The organism is Streptomyces sp. NPDC005799 (genome assembly GCF_040630525.1).
Classification (GTDB): Bacteria; Actinomycetota; Actinomycetes; order Streptomycetales; family Streptomycetaceae; genus Streptomyces; species Streptomyces griseorubiginosus_B.
Genome location: NZ_JBEXXQ010000044.1, coordinates 23,775 through 47,612, shown reverse-complemented (window position 1 = coordinate 47,612; position 23,838 = coordinate 23,775). Strand labels below are relative to the sequence as shown.

Sequence of the window (23,838 nt, the reverse complement as noted above, 5' to 3'; positions counted from 1 at the left end):
GTGAAGACAGGCCCCCGGCGGACACCGTCGTCGGGCTGGGAGGTTTCATGCCTGGGTTCCGCGAGTTCCTCGCCCGTTTCCGGCCGGCCGGGTCACCCGGTCCAGCCGTCGGCGGTGCCGTCCCCCCGGACCGCTCCGCGGAGCTCACGGCGGAGCTGGAACCCCCGCTCACCCTGCTGGACGGCACGACGGCCGAGGCCGCCGCGATACGCGAGGCTGCCGTGCGCGAGGCCGCGGAACGCCGCCGCAGGGCCACGGAACGGGCCGACCGCATCGTACGGACGGCACAGGAGCGCGCCCAGGGCGTCAGGCGGGAGACCGCGGACCGGCTCGGACAGGAGACCGCCGCTGAAGCGGCCCGCACCGACGCCGAGGCCCAGCGCGCCGTACGGGAACTGCGGGAACGAGCCCGCGAACGTACCCCCGAGCTGGCTCGACGCCTGGTCGGTCAGGTCGTCGGCGAGTTGACCGGGGCGGTCGGCGACGAGCCGCACCCACGACACCGGGGAATGCCATGGGCGCCGGATGGGTCGCCGGAGTGACCCGGGCCGAGGCCATGGCCTCCTCGCGCGCCGGTCCCACGACCGCGCGGCGCCTGGCCACGGCGGCGAACCTGTCCGACGCCCTGCGCCTGCTGTCCGCCACGCCCTATCGTCGGGGACTCGACGTGAGCGCCGGGATCGAGAAGGCGCAACGCGCCGTCACGGAAGCGCTCGTATGGCAGTTGCGCGTGCTGGCCGGCTGGCAGCCCCGGTCGGGCTCCGCCGCCGTACGCCTGCTCGCCTCCGGTTTCGAGATCGCGAACACGCGCGGCCGCATGCGGTCTCTGTCCGGCGCGTCGGCGCCGCCGCCGTACCGGCTCGGCGCGCTGTCGACCGCCTGGCCCCGGCTGTCCGGCGCCCCGTCCCGAGCCGGTGTGCGGGCCGCCCTGGCCGCCTCCTTGTGGGGAGACCCCGGCGACGAGTCGCCGGCTGCCGTGGTCACGGGGATGCGGTGGTCGGCGGCCGCACGCACCGCGGCGAACCTGCCGCCCGCCACCCGGTGGGCGGCAGGCGAGGCCGCCCTGCTGTGGGTGCGTGAGGTCTTTCTGGCAGGCCGCCCGCCGCCCCCACCGGTCGTCCGGCACGCGAGCCGGCTGCTCGGTGCGGCAGCCGTGGACGCGGCGTCGTTCACCGAATTCCGGGCCGGCCTGTCGCCGACGGCTCGATGGGTGCTGGAGGGCGTCGAGCGGCCCGGGGAGTTGTGGCGGGCCGAGGCCCGCTGGTGGACCACCGTGGAACGGGACGGACTGCGCCTGCTACGCGACGCGCGCTTCGCGGTGTCGCCCGTCGTGGGGGCGGTGGCGGTGCTGTGCGTCGACGCCTGGCGGGTGCGGGCCGGCCTGCAGTGCGCCGCACAGGGCGGCCGGGCGTTGGAGGCATTCGATGAACTCCTGGGCTGACTCCCTGACGCCGACGCGCATGCAGCGGGTGGCCGTCGTGGCACCCCGCGCCGCCCTGCGGGAGGCCCTGGTCCGCGTGGCCGACGCCGGCTGCGTCGAACTCGACGCCACCGACGACTCGGGCCACGGCGCACCCGGGCCGGCCGCCCGGCGACTGCAGGAACTCGGCCGCGGTCCCACCCAGCCGTTGCTGTCCGCCGCGACCCCCGATCTCGACGCGCTCACGTCGACAGGACGGGCCGACCTGCTCGCCGGTGAGGCGCAGCTCGAGACATACCGCCGGGCCGCCGTACGGCACGACACCGTGGCGGCACTGGCCGGCTGGTGTCCCACGGCCGAGATGCCGCGGCTTGCGGCCCGGCTGGCGGACCTCGGGGCGGCCGCCGTACCACTTCGGGCACCGCGCGGGCTCGACCCGCCAACCCGTCTGGATGACACCGGTACGGTACGGCGCTCCCTGGTGCCGTTGGTCCGCACCTACGGGACGGTGCCGTACGAGGACGTCGACCCCACGATGCCCGCCGGAATCGCCTATGTGGTGATGTTCGGCATGATGTTCGGCGACGCAGGTCACGGCATCCTCCTGCTGTTCGGTGCCCTGCTGCTGCGCTCCGGCCGGGTGCGCCGACTCGCCCCCCTGCGGCCCCTGTGGCCCTTCCTGCTCGCAGCGGGAGCGACGAGCACACTGGCCGGCATCGCGTACGGAGAGTTCTTCGGCCCGACCGGCGTCCTGCCCGTCCTGTGGCTCGCCCCCCTCGACCAGCCGTTGCGTCTGCTGGGCGCCGCGATCGCCGTCGGCGCGGTCCTGCTCGCCCTCGCCTACGCGGCGGGCATCGTCAACCGGTGGCGCGAAGGCGGCCCCGGCCGTGCCCTGTACGCATCGTCCGGCATCGCCGGGGCCACGGTCTTCCTCGGGCTCGCCGTACTGGCCGCGGGCGCCGCGCTGCACACGACGCTCGTCGTGGCGTGCGGCTCGGCGCTCGTCCTCACCGGGCTGGCGCTGGCCGGGACGGGGCTGTTCACGGCTTCCGGCGGCGGCCCCTCGGGCGCGTTGCAGACCGGTGTGCAGCTCTTCGACGTGGTGATCCGCATCGGATCCAACACGGTGTCCTTCGCCCGTCTCGCGGCCTTCGGGCTCACGCACGCGGCACTCGGCGCCATCGTCTGGCAGGGCACCACGGCCCTGGCCGGGACCGGCCCGCCGGGCATTGCGGCAGCCCTCCTGGTCTTCGTCGTCGGCAACGCGCTCGCCTTCGCCCTGGAAGGGCTCGTGGCGGGCGTCCAGGCCCTGCGTCTGGAGTTCTACGAGCTGTTCTCCCGGGTCTTCGACGCCGAGGGCCGGCCCTTCAGGCCCTGGCACGTGCCCACCGAGACTTCGTCCGGGCGGCGGACGGACGCCACACCCACGCCCCACAGCACGGAGGTGACGACATGATCGCCTGGCTGATCGCACTGCCGGTGCTCGTCGCGGCGTTCGCCGTGACCCGGCGCCTGATGCGGCGACGCAGTCCGGCCGCGCTGCGGTCGATTCTCGCGGCGGACGGCGCACTGTTCGCCGGAGCCCTCGCCCTTCTGCTCGTGGCGCTGAACGGTGGTTCGGCACACGCCGACACCGCGGCCGCCGCGCAGGGCTCGGGTTCCGGCTCGGCGGCCCTCATCGGAGCCGCCATCGCGGTGGCCGGCGCCTCGATCGGCGCCGCGATCGCGGTCGCGTACACCGGCGCCGCGGCGATCGCGGCGATGAGCGAGCGGCCCGAGCTGTTCGGGCGGGCCATGGTCATCGTGGGCCTCGCCGAGGGCATCGCGATCTACGGCCTGGTCGTCGCCATCATCCTGATCGGGAAGAGTTGACCATGCGGGTGGCGGCGATCGGAGAACGGCGGCGCGTCTCCGGGCTGGCGACGGCCGGGGTCGTCGTACTGCCCGCGGAGGACCCCGAGTCGGCGCGGAGCGTCTGGCGCGAACTGCCCGCGGACGTCGGCCTGGTGATCCTCACCCCCGCCGCGGCCACCGCCCTCGGCCCCGGACTCCTCGACGCAGAGGAACCGCTCACCGCGGTGATGCCGCCATGACGCCGCCCACCGACGCCACCACGGCACTCGCCCCCGTGCGGACCAGGCTCCTGCGGGACGCGGCAGCGGACGCCGAAGCGCTGCTGAGCGCCGCCGGCGAAGAGGCCACGGCCGCGATCCGCGCGGCCGAAACCAGGGCGGCCGGCATCCTGGCGGAGGCCCGGCGCGAGGGAGCGCGGGACGCCGAGCGCATCCGAGGCGCCGACCGCGCCCGTGCCCGCCGCACCCATCGGGCCCGGGAACTCGCCGTGCACCGGGAGATCTGGGAGGAACTGCGCCTTCAGGTCGTTCGCGGGGTGGAGGAACTGGGCGGCAGCACGGCGTACCCGGCTGTCCGCCGACGGCTGACCACCTATGCGCAGCGGGTGCTGGGCCCCGACGCGCGGATCACCGAGGCGCCCGGCGGAGGAGTGGTCGGTGAGGTTCCCGGGCGGCGGATCGACTGCGCTCTGGCCACGCTCGCCCGGCGGGCGCTCGACCGGGCCGGAGGGGAGGTGGAGGAGCTGTGGGCACCGTGACGTTTCCCGGGCCCGGCACGGGCCGCATCCTGCGCGTCGCGGGACCGCTCGTGGAGGCCGAGCGCGTCGGCGGCACCGCCATGCACGACCTCGTCGCCCTCGGAGAGACGGGACTGCCAGGAGAGGTCGTGGCGATCCGCGACGACATCGTCACCGTCCAGGCGTACGAGTACACCGGTGGCCTCGCCCCCGGCATGCCCGCCCGTCCGCTCGGCAGCCCGCTGTCGGCGGCGCTCGGCCCCGGTCTGCTGGGAGGTGTCTTCGACGGGCTGCTGCGCCCGCTGTCGGCGGCCGGCGCCTGGCTGGAACCGGGTGCCGTCGGCGACCGGTCCGACGGAGAGCAAACGGCGTGGACGTTCGAGCCCCGCGTCGCCGAGGGCGACCAGGTGGGCCCGGGAGACGTCCTCGGCGACATCCTCGACGCCGGGCCCATGACGTTCCCGGTCCTGGTACCGCCGGACTGCTCGGGACCCGTTCAACGGGTCGCCGCCGCCGGACGGTTGGACTCGGACGCAGTCGTCGCGACGGTGGCCGACACGGCGGTCCCGATGACGAGCCACTGGCCCGTGCGCACCCCCCGGCCGGTGCGTCGGCGCCTGCGGACCGGCGAGGCGCTCAACACCGGGCAGCGCGCCATCGACCTGCTCTTCCCGGTCGCGCTGGGCAGCACGGTCGCCGTACCCGGCGGGTTCGGCACCGGTAAGACGGTGCTGCTGCAGCAGATCGCCAAGTGGTGCGACGCGGACGTCATCGTCTACGTCGGCTGCGGCGAGCGCGGCAACGAAATGGCCGACGTGATCGAGGAGTTCGGCGCGCTGACCGACCCGCGCACCGGGGGGCGCCTGGCTGACCGGACCGTCATCGTCGCCAACACCTCGAACATGCCGATGATGGCCCGGGAAGCCAGCATCCACACCGGGGTCACGGTCGCCGAGTACTTCCGCGACATGGGCCTGGACGTGGTGGTCATCGCCGACTCCACCTCCCGCTGGGCCGAGGCGTTGCGGGAGTTCGCCTCCCGCACCGGCGCCCTGCCCGCCGAGGAGGGCTACCCCGCGGGCCTCGCCTCGGCGATCGCCGCCTTCTACGAACGGGCCGGGGTGGTGACGACCCTCGGCGGCCGCACCGGGTCCGTCACCGTGATCGGCGCGGTCTCCCCGCCCGGCGGCGACATGGCGGAGCCGGTCACCGCGCACACCCAGCGGTTCGTGCGCTGCCTGTGGACCCTGGACCGTGAACTCGCCTACGCGCGGCACTATCCGGCCGTCGCCTGGGCCGAGTCGTTCTCCCGCGACGCCGAGGCGCTGGACGCCCACCACGCCGCGACCGACGACCCCGACCGGCCCGCACGGCGCGCCCGCGTCGCCGACCTGCTCGCCGAGGCCGACCGGCTGGCCGACCTCGTCGCCCTGCTCGGCATCACCGCGCTGCCCGCCCGGGAGCGCGTCAGTGTCCTGGGCGGTCGGCTGGTGCGCGAGGGCGTGCTGCAGCAGAGCGCCCTGTCCGAGCGGGACGCCTACAGCGCGACGGAGAAGACGGCGGCCCTGGCCGACGCGGTCGTGGCCGTCGTCGCCCGCTGCCACGAACTGGCCCGGGCGGGAGTGCCGGCGGCCCGCATCGAGGAGGTCGACTTCTCGCCCGTGCTGCGGGCCCGCGAGGAGGCGGGACCGCACGACGCGGCAACCGTGGAGGCCCTGCGCGAGACCATGCTCGCCCGGCTCGGGGAGGTGTCGTGACCGCAACACCGGACTGGGGCCGCGTCGAGTACACCTCGGTGCGGGAGCTGAGCGGACCGCTCGCCGTCATCGACAAGGTCGAGGGCGTGGGCTGGGACGAGTTCGTACTGTTCACCGTGGGTTCGGGCGAGCGGCGGCACGGTGTGGTGCTGGAGGTCGACCGCGGTACGGCCGTCGTCCAGGTCCTGGAGGACACCGCGGGCATGGACCCGGAGCGGGTCGGCGCCGTCTTCACCGGCTCCCCGCTGCGTGTGCCCGTGGGTCCCGGCTGGCTCGGACGGGTGTGCAACGGGCGCGGCGAACCGCTCGACGGCGGACCGCCCGTCTTCGGCGCCGCCGCCTCCGCGGTGGCGGGCCGCCCCGTCAACCCGATGCGCCGCGAACCGCCGGCCGAGCCAGTGCTGACCGGCATCAGCGCCATCGACGCCCTCACCACCCTCGTGCGGGGACAGAAGCTCCCGCTCTTCTCCGCCGCAGGTCTGCCGCACCTCGAACTGGCGACGCAGATCGCCGCCCAGTCGACGGCCGGCGGGCAGCCGTTCTGCGTGGTCTTCGCCGCCATGGGAGTCACCCACGCCGACGCCGACTTCGTACGGGACGCTCTGGAGGAACGCTCCGCGGCGGGCGAGCTGGTCCTCCTGCTGAACACGGCCGACGACCCGGTGATCGAACGCATCCTCACCCCACGCATCGCGCTCACCGTCGCCGAGCACCTGGCCTTCGCCGAGGGCCGCCACGTCCTGGTCGTCATGACCGACATGACGAGCTACGCCGAGGCACTGCGCGAGATCTCCTCGGCCCGTGGCGAGATCCCGGCCCGTCGCGCCTATCCCGGCTACCTCTACAGCGACCTGGCCTCGCTGTACGAGCGCTGCGGCCGGGTCCGCGGTCTGCCGGGCTCCGTCACCGTGCTGCCGGTACTCACCATGCCGGCCGGCGACATCACCCATCCCGTCCCCGACCTCACCGGGTACATCACGGAGGGCCAGGTCGTCCTGTCCCGCCACCTGCACGCCCGGGGCGTCTATCCGCCGGTGGACGCGCTGTCCTCGCTGTCCCGGCTGATGCGCAAGGGCGCCGGCCCCGGCCGCACCCGCGAGGACCACCTCGACGTGGCCGCCCAGCTGCTGTCCGCCCTGGCCCGCGCACGCCAGGTCAGGGAGCTGGCCGACCTCGTCGGCGAGGGCTCGCTGGGCCCCGCCGACCGCGGCTACCTGGACTTCGACGAGGCGTTCGCCCACGGCCTGGTGCAGCAGGGCCGCGACGAACTGCGCACGCTGGAACAGACGCTGGAGCGTGCCTGGCAGGTGCTGCTCACCCTGCCGCGCAGCCAACTCGCCATGCTCCCGGCCAGGTTCCTCGACGCCCACGCAGCCGGGGAAGGCAGGTGACCTCATGGCCGAACCGCGCGTCCCACCCGGCCGGGCAGGGCGGCTGCGCCTGCGCCGGAGCCTGGAGGCGGCACGGCGCGGGGCCGACCTGCTCGACCAGAAGTTGCGCATCCTGCGTGACCGCCATGAGGAACTCCTGCGTGCCGAGCGGACCGCCTGGGAGCAGTGGTACGAGTACCTGGCCCGGGCAGATGAGTGGCTCCGACGCGGGCTGCTGCTGGGCGGTGAGGAGGAGCTGGAGACGATCCGCGCGACACGCCCCGCCGAACTGACGGTGTCCTGGACGTCCACGATGGGCGTACGGCACCCCGGCGCCGCGGAGTGCACGGTGCCGGCGCGCGAGGCGGACGAACCGGTGGCGTCGAACACCGCTCTCGTGCACTTCGAGGCGGCCTGTGCCGAGGCGGTGCGGGCGGCGGCGGACTACGCCGTGGCCCGTGCCGCGTCCCGTGCCCTGGGCGACGAGGCCGTGCGCACCCGTCGCCGGGTGCGGTCCCTGCGCCGCCACTGGATCCCGCGTCTGGAGGAAGCCCTCCACGCCGTGGACCTCGCCCTGGAGCAGAGTGAGCACGAGGACGCGGTCCGCAGGCGCTGGGCGGCGGGAAGCCGGCAACACGGCGGTTGACGGCAGTCCCCCGTGGCCTTCGCAGCCGTGCCGCTACGCCGACCGGCGCGGCGGTGTGCCGACGGGCGGAAGCGCCAGGTGGGCCGTGAACCACTCCCGGGCCAGGTTTGCGACCGAGGACAGCGTGCCGGGTTCCTCGAAGAGGTGGGTGGCGCCGGGGACGACGGCGATCCGGTGGTCGCAGCGCATCCAGTCGGCCGCCAGCCGGTTCAGGCCCAGCACCCGGGTGTCCAGCGAGCCCACGACGAGCAGGGTGGGGGCCCGCACGTGGGCCAGTGCGGCAGGCGTGGCCAGGTCGGGACGGCCGCCGCGGGAAACGACCGAACGGATGTCGAAGTCCACGGAAGCCGCCTCCAGCGCGGCGGCCGCACCGGTGCTGGCCCCGAAGTAGGCCACCGGCAGTCCGGTCTCACGGCGCAGCCACAGTGCCGCGGCGCCGAGCCGCCGGGCGAGCAGCACGATGTCGAAGACCTTGTGCCGATCGCGTTCCTCGTCCTCGTCGAGCAGGTCCAGCAGGAGGGTGCCCAGTCCGGCTCGGCCGAGTACGTCGGCGACGTACCGGTTGCGGGGGCTGTGACGGCCGCTGCCGCTGCCGTGCGCGAACGCCACGACGGCCGGCGCCCCGTCGGGCAGCGTGAGCCGTGCCGCCAGCCGAACCCGCCCTGCGGGGACGTCGACGTCGCCGTCCGGCACCGGGCGCGTGGCCCGTGCCAGCAGGTCGGCCACCTCCGTGTCGTCGACCTGGGGGAAGGCGTCGTACCAGGCGCCGACCGAGCCGAAGAAGTGCGGGGAGCGCAGACAGACCACCTCGTCCGCCGATTGCCGCAGGCGGCGCACCGTCCGCTCCGGACCGACCGGGACGGCGACCACCACCGGGCCCGCGCCCTGACCGTGGACGACCTGGCACGCGGCCTCGGCGGTGGCGCCGGTGGCCAGACCGTCGTCCACCACCACGACCGTCCGCCCGGCCACCGGGACGGGGGGACGGTCGCGCCGGTAGAGCGTCAGCCGCCGTTCCAGCTCGGCCCGTTCCGCCCGCTCGACCGTCCGCTGCGCGTCGGGCCCCACCCCGGCCTCCCGGAGCACGTCGTCGTTGAGCACGCGCACGCCGTTGTCCCCGACGGCTCCGAAGGCCAGCTCCGGCTGCCGGGGCACCCCCAGCTTGCGCACCACCAGGACGTCCAGGGCGGCGCCCAGCTCCCGAGCCACCTGGAAGGCCACGGGCATCCCGCCCCGCGGCAGGCCCAGTACCAGGACGTCCTTGCCACGAAGGTGTTCCAGCCGCCGGGCCAGGCGGCGCCCCGCATCCGTACGGTCCTGGAAACGCACGGGCCACCTCCTCCTGCGCACCGTCCGACAGGACGGTGAGACGGTCCCTGTCCGCTTCCATCGTCCCGCTGCTCCGGCCCCGCGCCGGGGGGCCACGAGCCCCGTGCGGAGCGGGCCACCCAGGCCGTCCCCGGGGCCATTGGGCCCAAGGCAGAGCAGGGGCGCCCCAGGAGGCTGGAGACACAGCCGGTGCAGGACCGGAACGACGACCGCCCCCTGGTCGACCGGCCCTCCGCCGAAGGAGGGTGACGTCATGATCACTGTGGTACCGCGGCCGGAGGACACGACGCGTGGACCGGCACGGCCCGCGCTGCTGACCTTCCTGGGCGGTGTGGGGACGGTGACCGGCAGCAAGTTCCTCGTCGAGAGCGACCACGCCCGCGTCCTCGTCGACTGCGGGCTGTTCCAGGGACTCGCCGAGCTGCGCAGGCGCAACTGGCGCGAACTGCCCTGCGACGGTGCGGACATCGAGGCGGTCGTCGTCACCCACGCCCATCTCGACCACTGCGGCTATCTGCCACGGCTCGTACGGCACGGCTTCCGGGGCCGGATCGTGACGACGGAGTTCACCGCACGGCTGATGGAGATCGTGCTGCGCGACAGCGCCAAGCTGCAGACCGAGGCCGCCCAGCACGCCAACGAACACGGCTGGTCCAAACACCGGCCCGCGCAGCCCCTCTACGACGACTCCGACGTGGACCGCACGCTGAAGCTCCTCGATCCCGTACCGTCCGGTACCACGACCGACATCGCCACCGGGACGAGTGTCACCCTGCATCCCGCGGGACACATCCTCGGTTCGTCCTGGGCGGCGCTCACCCTGGAGGACGGCGCCGTGCTCGCCGTCAGCGGCGACCTCGGACGTCCCGGCCATCCGCTGCTGCGCCCGCCGGAACCCTTCTCCGGGGCGGATGTCCTGCTCATGGAGTCGACCTACGGCAATCGGCGTCACGAGGAGCAGGCGGGGCGCGCCCACTTCGCCGACGTGGTCTCCCGTACCCTCGCCCGCTCGGGCACCGTCGTCATTCCGTCGTTCGCCCTCGACCGCACCGAGGTCGTCCTGCACGAGCTCACCGAACTCCGCCGTGCGGGCCGGATACCGGCGACGGTGCCGGTGTACGTCGACAGTCCGATGGCCCTGGCCGCGCTCGGCGTCTACCGTGACGCTCTGGCGACGCGGGCTCCCGAACTGCGCCCGGAGGTGCTGGCCGAGGGCCCGGCGGCGCTCAGTCCGGACCCGTTCCGGGCCGTGCGGTCACTGCAGGAGTCCGTCGAGCTGGGGCATGCGGCAGGACCGGCCGTCATCGTCTCGGCGTCGGGCATGGCCACCGGAGGGCGTGTGCTGCACCATCTGCGGCGCGTGCTGCCGGATCCCCGCAACGCCGTCGTCGTGGTGGGCTTCGCCGCCGCGGGCACCCGGGCCAGGGACCTCGTCGACGGAGCCAGGGCGCTCAAGATGTTCGGCGAGTACGTGCCGGTGCGCTGCCAGGTCGCGGACGTGCCGCACTTCTCCGCGCACGCGGACGCGGCACAGATCCTCGACTGGCTGCGCGGCGCTCCCGCCCCGCACGTCACCTATCTCGTGCACGGTGAGCCGGAGGCGTCCGCGGCACTGCGCGAGCGCATCGACCGGACGCTGGGCTGGACCGCAGTCGTGCCGCGCTCCGGAGAGCGGGTGCTGGTCCGCTGAGGGCTCAGTAGGGCATCGGGCGCCCCGACGGGGTGCGCAGGTCCTGGGGCTCGGGGCGGCGAGGCGTCCCGGGGCGACGGGTTTCGTGAGTCCTCTTCATGACCGTCGCCTCCTGCGGGACATGGGGGAGGTTCCGGTGCCTCGGAACACCGCCACCGAAAAGCCTCGTCCGCCGCCGGACCCGCGGCCATGAGGCCACCGGCCTGCGATCATGGGCCGGGCCGACCTCGGCACCGGGGCCGGTCGGCCCATCCCGTGGGTGGCGGACGCCGCGGGACCCGGGACTAGGGCCGCTAGAGACCTCAGTTCGGGACGATCGGCTCATGTGCCGTGCTCCGCAACGGAGTTGGCTGGAGATGACAGGAACGACGCCCATCCGAGAGGGGGAGAGGACAGTGGGTACGAGTCTCACACCGGAGTTCTACGAACGGTTCGCCTTGCTGCTGGTCGCGGCGATGGGCGTGACCTTCGTCCTCACCATGCTGTTCGACGCGCTGGCGCTGCGGCTGGCGCGGCGGCGCGGTCAGACCCCGCCGGCGCCGCCGCCGTCGGTTCCGCCGACGAGGATGCCCCACCCGCCCGCGGGCACGGACCACCGTACGCCCGTCGGCTGCTGACGACCCGGCGCGCGCTCAGCGCGCCAGAGTCTCGGCGATCCGGGCCGTCCAGTCGTCCACGGCGTCCCAGTCGCGGTAATCGCCGAACCGGCCGCCCACCAGACGGAACATGATCCGTCCGGCCGGCGGCAGGTGGGCCGGTGCGATGACGCCCGAGAACAGGGCGTGATCCCGCGGGAGCAGATCGCCGGGCAGGCTCTCCACGATCACCGGCGCCTCCCTGGGCGCCAGACGCCTCCAGGGTCCGCGCAGGGCGGCCGGCATCCCGACACTGAAGATCCACAGCGGTCGTGCGCCCAGCAGGTCGAGGTTGTCGCGGACGAAGGCCTTGGCCGGTTCGAGCCAGGTCTGCCCATGCACGGCGCTGCCCAGGACGAACGCGGCGTACGCGTCGGCGTCCTCCACCGTGCCCAGATCCCTTGCCTCGACTCTCAGTCCGGCCTTCGCCAGACCGGCCGCGACGCGGTCGGCCGTCTCGCGCGTCGATCCGTGGACGGTCGCGTATCCCACCAGGACGTCCATGACGTCACCTCGGCATGTGATCTACAGGGCACCGCTGCGGATGCCGACGGATTTCCCGGCAGCCCCGAGTGCCCCCTCGGAGCGTTCCGGGGCGGGCACCGTGACCACGGGGACCGTGGCGTGGCGCAGACACTCACGGCCCACGGCACCCACGCCGGGCAGTTGCCGCTGCGGGTGGGAGCCACGGCCCAGAGCGAGGAGCAGGGCCCCGCGTGCCTGCTGGAGCAGGACGCGGACCGGTGGCCCCTCCACGAGCACCGCGTGCACGGCCGGGTCGACGCGCGGGCCGAAAGTCTCGTGCACCGTGTGGGCGAGGAGGCCGGCCGCTCGTTCCCGCTGCTCCGCCGCCGTGGGGCGCGCGGCGACGGGAGCGTAGGGCGCGAAGCCGGCCGCGGCCGGCTCCCACGCGTGCACCACCACCAGGCGCGTGCCCAGAGCACGCGCCTGCTCCAGCGCCCAGCGCAGTGCCGCCCGTGACGCCTCGGATCCGTCCACGCCCACCACGATGCCCTTGTCGCTGATCCGTTCGCTCACGGCTGCCTCCCCGGACGGCTGTCTCCCCTCCACCGTGCCGCGACCCGCGACCCGGTGGCGTGGGCCCACCGGGACCGTGCTGGTGCCGAGCGGCCCCTGTCCCACGGTCGGGACAGGGGCCCCGCGGCCCCGGGGTCGCCGCCCGCCGGCAGTGCCGGTAGTGCCGGGGGGCGGCACCCCGGGCCGGGGGGGGGGGCCGCGCGCCCCCTGCCCCCGGGGCGGCCCGGGCCCCGCCCGCCACGGGGATCGCCGCCGGCAGTCAGTGCCGGTAGTGCCGGTGGTCGTCACCAGGGCCTATGTAGTGCCGCTCCTCGATGACGGTCTCGTTGTCGCCGGGCCGCTGGTGGCCGGCCACGGTGGCCATGAACATCAGCAGGCCCAGAATGCCGGTGGCCATCAGGATGAAGCCCACGACGACCGTGTCGTGGAAGACCAGGAACGAGCCCCCTGTCAGCAGCCCGACCAGCAGCAGTGGGGTCGGGAAGGTGCGCATGGCCGTCCTCCTCACTTCACGGCGCCCGGTGGGGCACCGACAGCTCACAACTTGCGCAGCCAGTCCTCCGAGACCCCGTGCAGGGCCTGTGCGGCGGGTTGGTGGCGGGTGTCGTCGTACCGGTAGGTGAGCCGGTCGACGACGGCGACGACACCGTCGAGGCGGCGCGTCAGGGAGAGCGCGACGGACTTCTCGCTGCGCCGCTCCAGGCGGCCCGTGAGGGTGACCACGCCGTCCCGCACGCCGACCTGGACGATGTGCGGGGTCAGCCAGAGCGCGTTGACGAAGACCTCCTGGCGGACCTCGCGTCGAATGGCGTCGTCCGAGCGCAGAAAAACCCGCAGCAGGTCGTGCCGGGTGACGATGCCGACGAGCCGGTCCTCCTCGTCCACCACGGGAAGCCTTTCGACGCCGTGCCGCATCATGACGCGGGCCGCCTCGGTGGCCGTCGCGTCGGCGTGCACGGTGACGGCGGGCTTCGACATCAGCTCGCCCGCGGTGCGTGCGCGGCTCTTCGCGCCGGCGTGCCGGATCCCGTGGCGCACCCTGCCCAGCCACCCGCCGGGAGAGCCCGGCTCGGACCGGGACTGGTGCAGCACGAGATCGGTCTCGGAGATCACCCCGAGGACCCGGTCCTCCTCGTCGGTCACCGGCAGTCCGCTGATGCGGTGCCGTCCGAGCAGCCGGGCCACCTCCTTGAACGCGGTGTCCGGGTGCACGGCGACGACGTCCCCCACCATCAGGGCGCCGACCTTCACGGGCCTCATCGCTGGTCCTCCTTCCCCACCGCCGGCCGTGGGTCAGCGCAGCCGGCGCAGATACGGGTCATGGGCGTGCCGCGGCTCGAGCCGCACCCGGACGTCCAGGACGCTCACGCCCCGCGGCCCGGACAGGACCGGGTTGAGGTCGGCCCGCGCGAGCTGCGGCAGGTCGCAGGCCATCCGGGACAGCCGGTGCAGCAGCTGCTCCAGGGCCTCGACATCGGCGGTTGGGCTGCCGGCGTAGCCGAAGAGCAGCGGGGTGGTGCGCGAAGACGTGATGAGTTGGCGCACGTCGTGGTCGGTGAGCGGGGCCAGGCGCGCGGTCCGGTCGGCAAGCAGCTCGGTCGCTGTACCGCCGAGTCCGAAGGTCACGAGCGGACCGAAGACCTCGTCCTGCTCGACGCCCGCGAACCACTCGGTGCCGCGCTCCGCCAGCGGCTGGATCACCACGCCGGTGAGCCGGTCGCCGAAACGGGCGACCAGGTCGCGGTGGGCGGCCCGTACCTGGGCCGCGTCGTGCAGATCGAGGTGGACGGCGTGCTGCTCGCTCTTGTGCAGCAGCCCCTGCCAGTGGGCCTTCATCACGACCCGGCCGTCACGGCCCGCCAGGCGTTGCGCGGCGGCGACCGCCTCGTCCTCGTCCCGCGCCCAGGCCCAGGGGAGCTGCGGGACGCCGTAGCAGCCGAGCAGGGTGGCGATGGCCTGCGGGTCGAGCCAGCCGCCCTCGGGGTTGTCGTCCAGGAAGGCGGCGACCAGATCCCTGGCCCGGTGCGTCTCCACGTCCGCCAACTCCGCTACCGAAGACGGCGGTTGGGTGAGCCAGCGGGACCGTGCGGCGGCATGGGCCAGAGCGCGGGCGGCGTCCTGGGCGTCGCAGTAGGCGGGGACTTTGTGCTCGTTGCGGGCGGCGAGCAGGTCCACCCGGGCGGCCTGCGCGGGGAGTACCGCGACGACCGGACGGGGGAGCGGACCGGGGGCGGCCGTCAGGGAGCGGACCAGGTCGTCGCCGGTCGCGGCGGCGACGGCGGTGGGCACCAGGGTCACCAGGACGGCGTCCACGGCCCCGTGCGCCGCGAGGCGTTCCACACAGGCGCGCAACTGCTTCTCGCTCACGGCCGCCGTGGTGTCCACCGGGTTCGTGGCGGTGGCGCCCGCGGGCAGCAGGGTGAGGAGTTCGTCGATCAGGTTCGTGCCCAGCGCAGGCACGCTCAGGCCCATGTCCGCACAGGCGTCGGCGGCCAGCACGCCTCCTCCCGCGGTGTTGGAGACCACGGCGACCTTCGTACCGCTCGGCAGCGGCTGGGAGTGCAACAGGGCTGCCGCGTCGAGGAGTTCGGCCATCGAGTGGGCGGCGGTGATGCCGGCCTGGGTGAAGAGGGCCTGCCGTGTCGCGGCGGGGGGCGCGGTGCGCCGCCCGGTCTCCGACCTGCCGGCGTCGACGGTGAGGACCGGCATGCGGCGGCTTACCCGGCGGGCGGTGCGGGAGAAGGCGCGCGGGTTGCCGAAGGACTCCAGGTGCAGCAGCGCCAGCTCGGTGCGGCCGTCGCTCTCCCACCACTGCAGCAGGTCGTTGCCGCTGACGTCGTACTTGTCCCCCAGCGACGCGAACGACGAGACACCGATGCCCAGCCGGGACAGCCCGTCCAGCAACGCGATGCCCACCCCGCCCGACTGCACCGCCACACCCGCCGTACCCGGGCTCGGGTGATGGGCGGCGAAGGTCGCGTCCAGGCGGACGGACTCGTCCGTGTTGGCCAGGCCCAGGCAGTCGGGGCCCGCCAGCCTCATGTCGTAGCGGCGGCAGGCACCCGCCAGAGCGCCGGCCTGGTGGGCGTCGAGCCCGGAGGAGACGACCAACAGCGCCCGTACACCCGCCTTTCCGCAGTCCTCGGCCGCCTGGGGGACGGCCGGCGCGGGCAGGGCGATCACGGCAAGGTCGGGGACCTCGGGCAGCGCTGTCACGGACGGGTACGCGTGCACCCCGGAAATCGAGGAGACCTCCGGATGCACGGCGAAGACACGGCCCCGGAACGACCCCCGGCAGATGTTGCGCAGGATGGCACGGCCCAGGGACCCGGGCTTGCGTCCGGCGCCGACCACCGCGACCGAGTGGGGCTGGAGCAGCGGGCGCAGGCTGACGACGTCGGCGGTGCGGCTCCGGGTGTCGATGGCGCTCAAGTAGCCCTCGTCCTCGGTGAGACGGACCGTCCAGGACACCTCGGGGCCGTCGTAATGGGGCAGGACGTGCAGCCCGAGGTCGAGGAAGACCGTCCTCAGCTCGTGGTTGTCGGAGAGGGTGTCCGCCGTGAACGCGGTGACACCCGCCGCGCGGGCGGCGTCGGCGAGGTGCTCCACCAGCAGGGTGGCGACACCGTGGTGGTGCCAGCCCTCCGCCACCGCCAGGGAGATCTCGGCCGTGGTGCCGGGCGGTACGACCTCGTACTCGGCCAGGCCCACGAGCCGGTCGGCGTGCTCCGCGGCCAGGGCACAGTAGCCCGGCCGGGCGGGACCTGCGCCGGCCACCCGGTCGGCGGCCTGTGCGGCGGAGGCCCGGCCCACGGTGAAGAACCTCTGTCGCAGGTTCTCCGGCGACATCTCCTCGTACAGCCGCCGCACCGCGTCACGGTCACGGTAGTCGGCCCGCCTGATGCGGACGGTCCTGCCGTCGGTGAGCAGCGCGTGCACGGGTGCTTGCCGGACGTCGGTCATGGCACACCTCTCTCCAGGTCTCACCTTCAGCGTCCGCCCCGGCCGGCCGGCGCCCCAGGGGCTGACCGGGCCGGAAGCCGGGCCGAGCGGCCCTCGCCCCCGCGTGCAGACCGTCGCATGGGCCGAACGGCCCCGCCCGGGGCCGAACCACCCCTCGTGCGCCCCGGCCGACGGTGCGACCGTGAAGGTGGAGCCCCGTGCCGCACACCCGTGCGGTCCAGGAAGGTGGTGAGGACGATGATGGAGCTGCCCCTTGTCGTAGGTGTCGACGGATCGCACGCGAGCCTGGCCGCCGTGGACTGGGCGGTGGACGAGGCCGCCCGGCACGGTCTGCCGCTGCGGCTCGTGTATGCCTCCCTGTGGGAGCGTTACGAGGGCGCGGTGCCCTCCACGACGCTCGACCGTCCCTCCGAGCAGGTGATGGCGGAGAACATCGTCGGAGCCGCCACCGAGCGGGCCCGGCTGCGCAACCCCGAGGTGAAGGTGTCCGCCGAGGTGGTCCCCGAGGAGGCGGCCGACGCGTTGCTGCGCGAGGGCAACAACGCCTCCGCCGTGGTGACCGGCTCGCGGGGGCGCGGTGAGCTCCAGGGGTTGCTCCTCGGTTCCGTCGGCCTGACGGTGGCGTCCCGTGCGTACTGCCCCGTGATCGTGGTCCGGGGCGACAAGGCGGGGCTCGCGGGCACGCACGAGCGGATCGTGCTCGGGGCGGGAGACCCCGCGACCGGCGCCGAGGCCGTGCGGTTCGCGTTCCGGGAGGCCGAGGCGCGTGGTGGCGTGCTCGACGTGGTGCGCGCCTGGCGCTGCCCCGCGCTCGAGGGTGCCGACCACCCCCAGTTGGCGGGTGACCCGGCGCATCAGCACGAGCAGCAGGCATCCGCCCTGATCGACGCCCTTCTGCACGACGCGACGGCCGACCACCCGGCGGTCCGGGTGCGCCGCAACACGGTGGAGGGCCCGGCCCGCACGGTGCTGCTCAACCGCTCCGCCGCCGCCGACCTGGTGATCATCGGAGCGCGTCGGAGGGCCGGCCACTTCGGGTTCCAGCTCGGCCGGGTGGGGCACACCCTGCTGCACCACGCGGACTGCCCCGTGGCGATCGTGCCGCAACGCGTGTGAGCGCGAGGGTGCGGGGAGGCCCGGGGTGACGGACTGGATCTGGGAGTACGAGGGCTACGACCCCGCGGACGAACGGCTGCGGGAGTCCCTGTGCACCCTGGGCAACGGCTGCTTCGCCACCCGGGGTGCACTGCCCGAGTGCGCCGCCGACGAGGTGCACTATCCGGGCACCTATGTCGCGGGCTGCTACAACCGGCTCACTTCCGACGTGGCCGGACGCCGGGTCGAGAACGAGGACATGGTCAATGTGCCGAACTGGCTGCCGTTGCGGTTCCGGCTGCCCGGCGGACCCTGGCTGACGCCTGACGCCGCGTCCGTGCTCGACCACCGGATGCGTCTGCACCTGGCTTCGGGGCTGTTGGAGCGCCGGACCCGGTACGGGCTGGGCGACGGCAGTGAGTTGACGGTGCGTCAGCAGCGGTTGGTGCACATGGCCGATCCCCATCTGGCGGCCCTGCGGACCGAGTTCACGGCGGAGGGCTTCTCCGGTGACCTCGAGGTCGAGGCGGCCCTCGACGGCGGCGTCACCAACGCGGGCGTGCCGCGCTACCGCGACCTGGACGGCCGCCATCTCACCCATGTGCACACCGGCACCGCCGCCCCCGACACCGTCTGGCTGCGCTGCCGTACCCGTACCTCGGACATCCGGATCGGCATGGCGGCCCGGCTCACCGCCGACACGCCCGTCACGACCCGGCACGAGGAACCCCGCGCCGTCCAGCACGTCCGGCTTCGGCTGACGGCCGGCCGCACCACCACCCTGGACAAGACCGTCGCCCTGCACACCTCACGCGACCCCGCCATCAGCGACCCGCTCTACGCCGCCGTCGAGCGCGTCGGCCGGGCATCCGGCTTCGACGAGCTGCTGGAGTCCCACCTGACGGCCTGGGACCAGCTCTGGCGCCGGGCCGAACTGGACGTCCAGGGGGAGCCGGGCCGCATCCTGCGCCTTCATCTCTTCCACGTCCTGCAGACCCTGTCGCCGCACACCGCCGACCTCGACGTCGGGGTGCCGGCCCGCGGCCTGCACGGCGAGGCCTACCGGGGCCATGTCTTCTGGGACGAACTGTTCGTCCTGCCCTACCTCGACCTGCACTTCCCCGAGGTCGCCCGCGCCCTGCTGCGCTACCGTCACCGCCGCCTGGAACAGGCCTGCACCGCCGCCCGCGAGGCCGGGCGCAGGGGCGCGATGTACCCTTGGCAGAGCGGCAGCGACGGCCGCGAGGAGAGCCAGCGTCTGCATCTCAACCCGCGTTCCGGCCGTTGGCTGCCCGACCACTCCCGGCTGCAGTACCACGTCGGTTCGGCGATCGCGTACAACGCCTGGCAGTACTGCCAGGCCAGCGGCGACACGGAGTTCCTGCACACCAAGGCCGCGGAGATGCTGCTGCAGATCGCGCGCTTCTGGGCCGACTCGGCCGTCTACGACGACCGCATCGAACGGCACCGGATCAAGGGCGTCATGGGCCCCGACGAATACCACGACGCGTATCCCGGCGCCGACTCACCCGGCCTCGACGACAACGCTTACACCAACGTCACGGCCGCCTGGGTGCTCACCCGGACCCTGGAGCTGCTCGACTCCCTGCCCGAGCCCCGGCGCCGTGAACTCGTCGAGCGCACCGGCCTGGACGGCGGCGAGCTGGAACTGTGGGAGGACGTCTCCCGCACCCTGTACGTGCCCTTCCACCGGGGCGTCATCAGCCAGTTCGAGGGCTACGGCGACCTCGCCGAACTCGACTGGGACGGCTACCGCGAGCGCTACGGGGACATCCGCCGGCTGGACCGGATCCTGGAGGCGGAGGGCGACAGCGTCAACCGCTACCAGGCCTCCAAGCAGGCCGACGTCCTGATGCTCGGCTACCTCTTCTCACCGGACGAACTCCAGGGCCTGTTCAAGCGGTTGGGACTCCGGCTGGACGCGGGCACCTGGCAGCGCACCGTCGACTACTACCTGCGCCGCACCAGCCACGGCTCCACCCTCAGCGGTCTCGTCCACGGCTGGGTCCTGGCCCGCGCCCGGCGCGCGGAGGCCTGGAAATACTGCCAGGAGGCGCTGCGGGGCGACATCGCCGACCTGCAGGGCGGCACCACCGGCGAGGGCGTCCATCTCGGCGCCATGGCCGGCACCCTCGACCTCGTCCAGCGCGGACTGACCGGCCTGGAGACCCGCGACGGCGCGCTGTGGCTGGACCCGGTGCCGCTGCCGGAGCTGTCCTCGTACGGGTTCGCCCTGCGCTACCGGGGCCACTGGGGCGTACGGCTGCGGCTCGCGCACGGGCGGCTGGAGATCGCCGTACCCGCGTCGGACGAGCCCCCCATCGACGTACGGCTGCCCGACCGCGTGGTGTGTCTGCGGCCGGGGGAGACCGGACACCTGCTGCTCGCCGGGCAGGGCTGAGCCGCAGGCTTGGGCCCATCGGCCCCCCGGGACAGCCCTGGCGGCCCCTGTCCGCGCCGGTGCACGGACCCGAGCCTGGTCGTAGGAGCGGGTCGAGCCAGGGAGGTGCTGGTCATGCCGGTGCCGGTGATCGTGGGGGTGGACGGATCGGCCGAGAGCCTTGCCGCGGCCTCCTGGGCCGCCCGGGAGGCGGAACGCCGTGGCCGGGGGCTGCGGCTGCTCCACGCCTGGGAATGGAGCCCGCCCACGGGGCGGGAGAGGCCGGACGGCGCCGTTCAGCGCCATCTGGCGCGGCGGGCCCTGCGGCAGGCGGAGGAGTACGTCCGCGAGACCAGCCCGGGCACGCGCCTCACGGACGAGCAGGTCGAGGGGCCGGCGGTCGCCGCGCTGCTGCGGGCGGCCGGACAGGCGGACCTGCTGGTACTCGGCTCGCGCGGACTCAGCGGGTTCACCGGCTTCCTGGTGGGGTCGGTGGCGCTCGGCGTGGTCGCGAGGGCTACGCGGCCGGTGGTCCTCGTCCGGGCAGGGGAGCGCGCCGAGGACGAGCACATGCCCGCCTCCGACGGCAGCCTCTCCACCCGGACCCGCTGCCGGGACGTGGTGCTGGGCGTCGACGCGGACGACCCGGCCGAGGCGGCGATCGCCTTCGCCTTCGAGCAGGCCCGGCTTCGCCGCGCACGGCTGCGGGCGGTCCACGCCGGTCCGGCGCGCGCGGCGGTCGACGGCCCGTGGGACGCGGTGGACCGGGAGGGCCTGCTCACCGACGTGCTGCGGCCGTGGCGGGAGAAGTACCCCGGCGTCGAGGTGGCGGAGACCGTCCTACCGGGCCGGGCCCAGCCCGTGCTGATCCGGGCCGCCCGCCCCGCGAGTCTGCTGGTCGTCGGCCATCGTGTCGCCCAGCGTCCCCTGGGTCCGGTCACCGGACCCGTCACGCACGCCGTGATCCACCACGTCGGCTGTCCGGTCGCCGTGGTCCCGCACTACTGAGCGAGGTGACCCGCTGTGTACTGGTACCACCACGGGATGAACGGCTGGGGCTGGTTCACGATGTCTGTCGGCACGCTCCTGTTCTGGACCGTGCTCATCACCGTCGGCGTGCTCCTCTACCGCTCCCTGGGCCGCGGCTCCGACCGCCCGCACACCCCCGCCGCGACCTCGCCCGAGCAACTGCTCGCCGAGCGGTTCGCCCGCGGCGAGATCGACGAGGAGGAGTACCGGCGCCGTCTGGCCGTGCTGCGCACGGACGGCCCGAGCCTCACGAAACACTGAGGAGGTGCGCCCCATGCCGGCGCGACCACTCGACGAGAGCACCGTCGCGGCACTGGTCTCCGCAGCGACGGCCGCACCCTCCCTGCACAACGCGCAGCCCTGGCGCTTCCGCCACGACTCGGCCACGCGCACCGTCGAACTGCGACCGGACCTCGGCCGGGCCATGCCCCGCACGGACCCCGACCACCGCGCCCTCCATCTCGGCTGCGGCGCGGCCCTGTTCAACCTGCGGGTCGCCGCCGCGCACCACGACCTGCACACGGACACCGGGATCCTGCCCGATCCGTCCGACCCGTACCTGCTCGCCACCGTCAACCTGACCTCGACCGAGCGTCCCGACCGTGAACTCGCCCGGATGTTCCCGGCGATCGCCCGCCGGCACACCAGCCGCCACCCCTTCGAGGAGAAGACCCTCCCGGCCGACGTCCAGGAGGCGCTGCGGGAAGCCGCCGAACAGGAGGACGCGCAACTGGTCTTCCCCGACCAGTGGCATGTCGAGGCACTGCTCGACCACGTCCACGACGCCGAGGGACGCGACTCGCTGGAACCCGAACGCGTGGAGGAGGTACGGCGCTGGACCCGGGCCGGTGAGGCGAGCGCCGACGGCATTCCCGAGTACGCCTTCGGACCGCGCAGCAGATCGGGCCGCGCACCCGTACGGGACTTCGCCGGGCGCGGCCACCTGCCCGGCCGCCCGGCCGTCGCCTTCGAGACCACTCCCAACCTGGCCCTGCTGGGCACGGCCCACGACCGCCCCGCCGACTGGCTGCGCGCCGGACAGGCCCTGGAAAGGGTGCTGTTGCTGGCCACGCTCCAGGGACTGGCCACGGCACTCACCTCCCACGCCCTGGAGCGTGCGGACCTGCGCGCACTGGCCCGTGATCCCAGGTCGTCGATGGGGTTCGTGCACATGGTGCTGCGTCTGGGATACGGGCCCGCGGGCGTCGCGACGCCGCGCCGCCCGGTCTCCGACGTGCTGGAGACGGTCTGAGCACAGGCCGACCGGGCACCGCGCAACGGGACCAATGGACCGCACCCGGGACCAGCGGCCGCTCACCCGGGCCGACGCCGCCGAGCAAGATCGAAGCAAAGGAAACCTCCGCAGCGTCAAGCCCGAGGAGCATCACCATGCCCAGCTCGACGAGGAGCGCGGCGAAACCCGCTCCCGGAGCCCGACTCGGTCTGCCGGCCGCGTCCGCTCTGGTCATCGGCAGCATCATCGGCACCGGCGTATTCGCCCTGCCATCGGCCCTCGCACCCTACGGGCCCATCGCCCTGGTCGCGTTCGGCGCCGTCACCCTCGGCGCCCTCGCGCTGGCCCTGACGTTCGGCGCACTGTCCGGACGGGTCCCGGCGAGCGGCGGCCCGTACGTCTACGCCCGCGAGGCGTTCGGCGAGTTCGCCGGATTCCTGAACGCGTGGTCGTACTGGATCACCGCCTGGGCCGGGAACGCGGCGATCGTGGTGGCCTGGGTCGGGTATGTGGAGGTCTTCGTCAACACCGGGCACCGGACCGGGATCTCGGTGGCCATCGCACTCGTGGGCCTGTGGATCCCTGCCGCGATCAACCTCAGCGGGGTGCGCAACACCGGCGCCTTCCAGGTCGTCACCACCGTGCTGAAGTTCGTGCCGCTCGTCCTCATGGCCACCGTGGGGCTGCTGTTCGTCGATCCGCGCAACTTCGGTGCCTTCAACGCGAGTCACCAGTCCGCACTCGGCGCGATCTCGGCCGCCGGTGCCATCGCCCTGTTCAGCTACCTCGGTCTGGAGGCCGCCTCGGTGGTCGCCGGCCGCGTCCGCGACCCCGAGCGCAACGTGCCCCGCGCCACCGTCTACGGCACCGTCGCCTGCGCCGTCATCTACATCCTCGGCACCCTCGCCGTCTTCGGCACCGTCTCGCACGGCGAACTCGGCTCCTCCACCGCCCCGTTCACCGACGCCGCCAACAACATCGTCGGCGGCAGCTGGGCGGGCGACGCCGTCGCCGTGGCCGCCATCGTCTCCGGCATCGGCGCCCTCAACGGCTGGACCATGCTGTGCGCCGAGATGCCCTACGCGGCCGCCCGCGACGGGCTCTTCCCCCAGTCCTTCGCCAGGCTGCGCGGCCCGAGCGGGGTGCCGGCCTTCGGCATCGTCGCCTCCACCGTCCTCGCCTCGCTGATCACCGTGTTCAGCTACACCCGCTTCGAGGACGTCTTCACCCGGATCGTGCTGCTGAGCGTGCTCACGGCCGTCATCCCCTACCTGTTCTCCGCGGCGGCCCAGCTGTACTGGCTGCTCACCCACGGCCGGCGGAGCCTGACCCCCCGGCGCCTGGCCCGCGACGCGACCGTCGCCGGGCTCGCCATGGCCTTCTCCTACTGGTCCATCCAGGGCAGCGGCTATCAGACCGTCTATTACGGCCTGTTCGTGCTGCTGCTCGGCCTGCCGGTCTACATCTGGCTCAAGCGGGACCACGGCGAGTACGGCCACGAGACACCCGCCGGTTCCGAGATTCCGCAGGCGAGGGCGCCCGAGACAGCGTCGCCCGTCGCGCGCATCCCGCGGCAACGGGGGCCCCGCGGCCCGCGCCGGACCTTCCTCCGCCACCACGACTGACCCTTCAGGGAAGGCA

General features: G+C 73.9%; 23 protein-coding genes. 17 read left to right on the top strand and 6 right to left on the bottom strand.

Going from position 1 to position 23,838, the window contains the following annotated elements:
• Nucleotides 1-47 precede the first annotated feature (47 nt).
• Genes ABZ453_RS35145 through ABZ453_RS35105 form a run of 9 tightly spaced genes read left to right on the top strand, consistent with a single transcriptional unit; the run spans nucleotide 48 to nucleotide 7,783 of the window.
• The gene (locus ABZ453_RS35145; protein ID WP_359021496.1) at nucleotides 48-542 is read left to right on the top strand and encodes a hypothetical protein; all 495 of its coding nucleotides are present in this window, start codon (nucleotides 48-50) and stop codon (nucleotides 540-542) included.
• Entirely contained in the window at nucleotides 515-1,441 is a 927-nt protein-coding gene (locus tag ABZ453_RS35140; protein ID WP_359021494.1) for a hypothetical protein, read from the top strand. The genes ABZ453_RS35145 and ABZ453_RS35140 overlap by 28 nt, the downstream gene beginning before the upstream one ends.
• Nucleotides 1,425-2,876: a V-type ATPase 116kDa subunit family protein gene (locus tag ABZ453_RS35135; RefSeq protein ID WP_359021492.1), complete on the top strand. Its 1,452-nt coding sequence runs from the start codon at nucleotides 1,425-1,427 to the stop codon at nucleotides 2,874-2,876. The genes ABZ453_RS35140 and ABZ453_RS35135 overlap by 17 nt, the downstream gene beginning before the upstream one ends.
• The gene (locus tag ABZ453_RS35130) at nucleotides 2,873-3,292 is read left to right on the top strand and encodes an ATP synthase subunit C (RefSeq protein WP_359021490.1); all 420 of its coding nucleotides are present in this window, start codon (nucleotides 2,873-2,875) and stop codon (nucleotides 3,290-3,292) included. Before ABZ453_RS35135 ends, ABZ453_RS35130 begins: the two co-directional genes overlap by 4 nt.
• 2 nt (nucleotides 3,293-3,294) lie before the next feature.
• Nucleotides 3,295-3,513, top strand: coding sequence for a hypothetical protein (locus ABZ453_RS35125; RefSeq protein ID WP_359021488.1), 219 nt, complete (start codon nucleotides 3,295-3,297; stop codon nucleotides 3,511-3,513).
• Entirely contained in the window at nucleotides 3,510-4,031 is a 522-nt protein-coding gene (locus tag ABZ453_RS35120; protein WP_359021486.1) for a hypothetical protein, read from the top strand. The genes ABZ453_RS35125 and ABZ453_RS35120 overlap by 4 nt, the downstream gene beginning before the upstream one ends.
• Nucleotides 4,028-5,767: a V-type ATP synthase subunit A gene (locus tag ABZ453_RS35115; RefSeq protein ID WP_359021484.1), complete on the top strand. Its 1,740-nt coding sequence runs from the start codon at nucleotides 4,028-4,030 to the stop codon at nucleotides 5,765-5,767. Before ABZ453_RS35120 ends, ABZ453_RS35115 begins: the two co-directional genes overlap by 4 nt.
• Nucleotides 5,764-7,158, top strand: a complete 1,395-nt coding sequence (locus tag ABZ453_RS35110) for a V-type ATP synthase subunit B (protein ID WP_359021482.1) — start codon at nucleotides 5,764-5,766, stop codon at nucleotides 7,156-7,158. Before ABZ453_RS35115 ends, ABZ453_RS35110 begins: the two co-directional genes overlap by 4 nt.
• 4 nt (nucleotides 7,159-7,162) lie before the next feature.
• Nucleotides 7,163-7,783 carry a V-type ATP synthase subunit D gene (locus ABZ453_RS35105; protein ID WP_359021480.1) on the top strand — a complete coding sequence of 207 codons (621 nt, stop codon included), beginning with the start codon at nucleotides 7,163-7,165 and terminating at the stop codon, nucleotides 7,781-7,783.
• 33 nt (nucleotides 7,784-7,816) lie between these two features.
• Here the strand turns inward: ABZ453_RS35105 and ABZ453_RS35100 are convergent, their stop codons facing one another.
• Complete coding sequence (locus ABZ453_RS35100) at nucleotides 7,817-9,112, bottom strand: phosphoribosyltransferase family protein (protein ID WP_359021478.1); 1,296 nt, start codon at nucleotides 9,110-9,112, stop codon at nucleotides 7,817-7,819.
• A gap of 253 nt (nucleotides 9,113-9,365) precedes the next feature.
• Between ABZ453_RS35100 and ABZ453_RS35095 the strand changes: the two genes are divergently transcribed.
• Nucleotides 9,366-10,802 (top strand): MBL fold metallo-hydrolase, encoded by a 1,437-nt coding sequence (locus tag ABZ453_RS35095; RefSeq protein ID WP_359021476.1) that lies wholly within the window; start codon nucleotides 9,366-9,368, stop codon nucleotides 10,800-10,802.
• Between the two features lie 395 nt (nucleotides 10,803-11,197).
• Entirely contained in the window at nucleotides 11,198-11,419 is a 222-nt protein-coding gene (locus tag ABZ453_RS35090; RefSeq protein ID WP_133045274.1) for a hypothetical protein, read from the top strand.
• 15 nt (nucleotides 11,420-11,434) lie between these two features.
• Here ABZ453_RS35090 and ABZ453_RS35085 read toward each other — a convergent pair whose 3' ends face one another.
• The 5 genes from ABZ453_RS35085 to ABZ453_RS35065 all read right to left on the bottom strand — a co-directional run bounded on the left by ABZ453_RS35085 (nucleotide 11,435) and on the right by ABZ453_RS35065 (nucleotide 16,438).
• Nucleotides 11,435-11,941, bottom strand: a complete 507-nt coding sequence (locus ABZ453_RS35085) for a flavodoxin domain-containing protein (RefSeq protein WP_359021474.1) — start codon at nucleotides 11,939-11,941, stop codon at nucleotides 11,435-11,437.
• 21 nt (nucleotides 11,942-11,962) lie between these two features.
• Nucleotides 11,963-12,475: a universal stress protein gene (locus ABZ453_RS35080; RefSeq protein ID WP_359021472.1), complete on the bottom strand. Its 513-nt coding sequence runs from the start codon at nucleotides 12,473-12,475 to the stop codon at nucleotides 11,963-11,965.
• A gap of 259 nt (nucleotides 12,476-12,734) precedes the next feature.
• On the bottom strand, nucleotides 12,735-12,968 hold the full coding sequence (locus ABZ453_RS35075; protein WP_359021470.1) for a hypothetical protein: 234 nt from the start codon (nucleotides 12,966-12,968) through the stop codon (nucleotides 12,735-12,737).
• 44 nt (nucleotides 12,969-13,012) lie between these two features.
• Nucleotides 13,013-13,735, bottom strand: coding sequence for a CBS domain-containing protein (locus ABZ453_RS35070; protein ID WP_359021468.1), 723 nt, complete (start codon nucleotides 13,733-13,735; stop codon nucleotides 13,013-13,015).
• A 33-nt stretch (nucleotides 13,736-13,768) separates the two neighbouring features.
• Nucleotides 13,769-16,438, bottom strand: coding sequence for a GNAT family N-acetyltransferase (locus ABZ453_RS35065; RefSeq protein ID WP_359021466.1), 2,670 nt, complete (start codon nucleotides 16,436-16,438; stop codon nucleotides 13,769-13,771).
• Nucleotides 16,439-16,678: 240 nt separating this feature from the next.
• Between ABZ453_RS35065 and ABZ453_RS35060 the strand changes: the two genes are divergently transcribed.
• The 6 genes from ABZ453_RS35060 (at nucleotide 16,679) to ABZ453_RS35035 (ending at nucleotide 23,822) form a co-directional block, all read left to right on the top strand.
• Nucleotides 16,679-17,554 carry a universal stress protein gene (locus ABZ453_RS35060; protein ID WP_359021575.1) on the top strand — a complete coding sequence of 292 codons (876 nt, stop codon included), beginning with the start codon at nucleotides 16,679-16,681 and terminating at the stop codon, nucleotides 17,552-17,554.
• A 25-nt stretch (nucleotides 17,555-17,579) separates the two neighbouring features.
• Nucleotides 17,580-19,955, top strand: coding sequence for a glycosyl hydrolase family 65 protein (locus tag ABZ453_RS35055; RefSeq protein WP_359021464.1), 2,376 nt, complete (start codon nucleotides 17,580-17,582; stop codon nucleotides 19,953-19,955).
• Nucleotides 19,956-20,069: 114 nt separating this feature from the next.
• Entirely contained in the window at nucleotides 20,070-20,942 is an 873-nt protein-coding gene (locus tag ABZ453_RS35050) for a universal stress protein (protein WP_359021462.1), read from the top strand.
• A gap of 15 nt (nucleotides 20,943-20,957) precedes the next feature.
• Nucleotides 20,958-21,224: an SHOCT domain-containing protein gene (locus ABZ453_RS35045; protein ID WP_359021460.1), complete on the top strand. Its 267-nt coding sequence runs from the start codon at nucleotides 20,958-20,960 to the stop codon at nucleotides 21,222-21,224.
• A 13-nt stretch (nucleotides 21,225-21,237) separates the two neighbouring features.
• Nucleotides 21,238-22,215: a nitroreductase gene (locus ABZ453_RS35040; protein WP_359021458.1), complete on the top strand. Its 978-nt coding sequence runs from the start codon at nucleotides 21,238-21,240 to the stop codon at nucleotides 22,213-22,215.
• Nucleotides 22,216-22,352: 137 nt separating this feature from the next.
• On the top strand, nucleotides 22,353-23,822 hold the full coding sequence (locus ABZ453_RS35035; protein WP_359021456.1) for an amino acid permease: 1,470 nt from the start codon (nucleotides 22,353-22,355) through the stop codon (nucleotides 23,820-23,822).
• Nucleotides 23,823-23,838 lie beyond the last annotated feature (16 nt).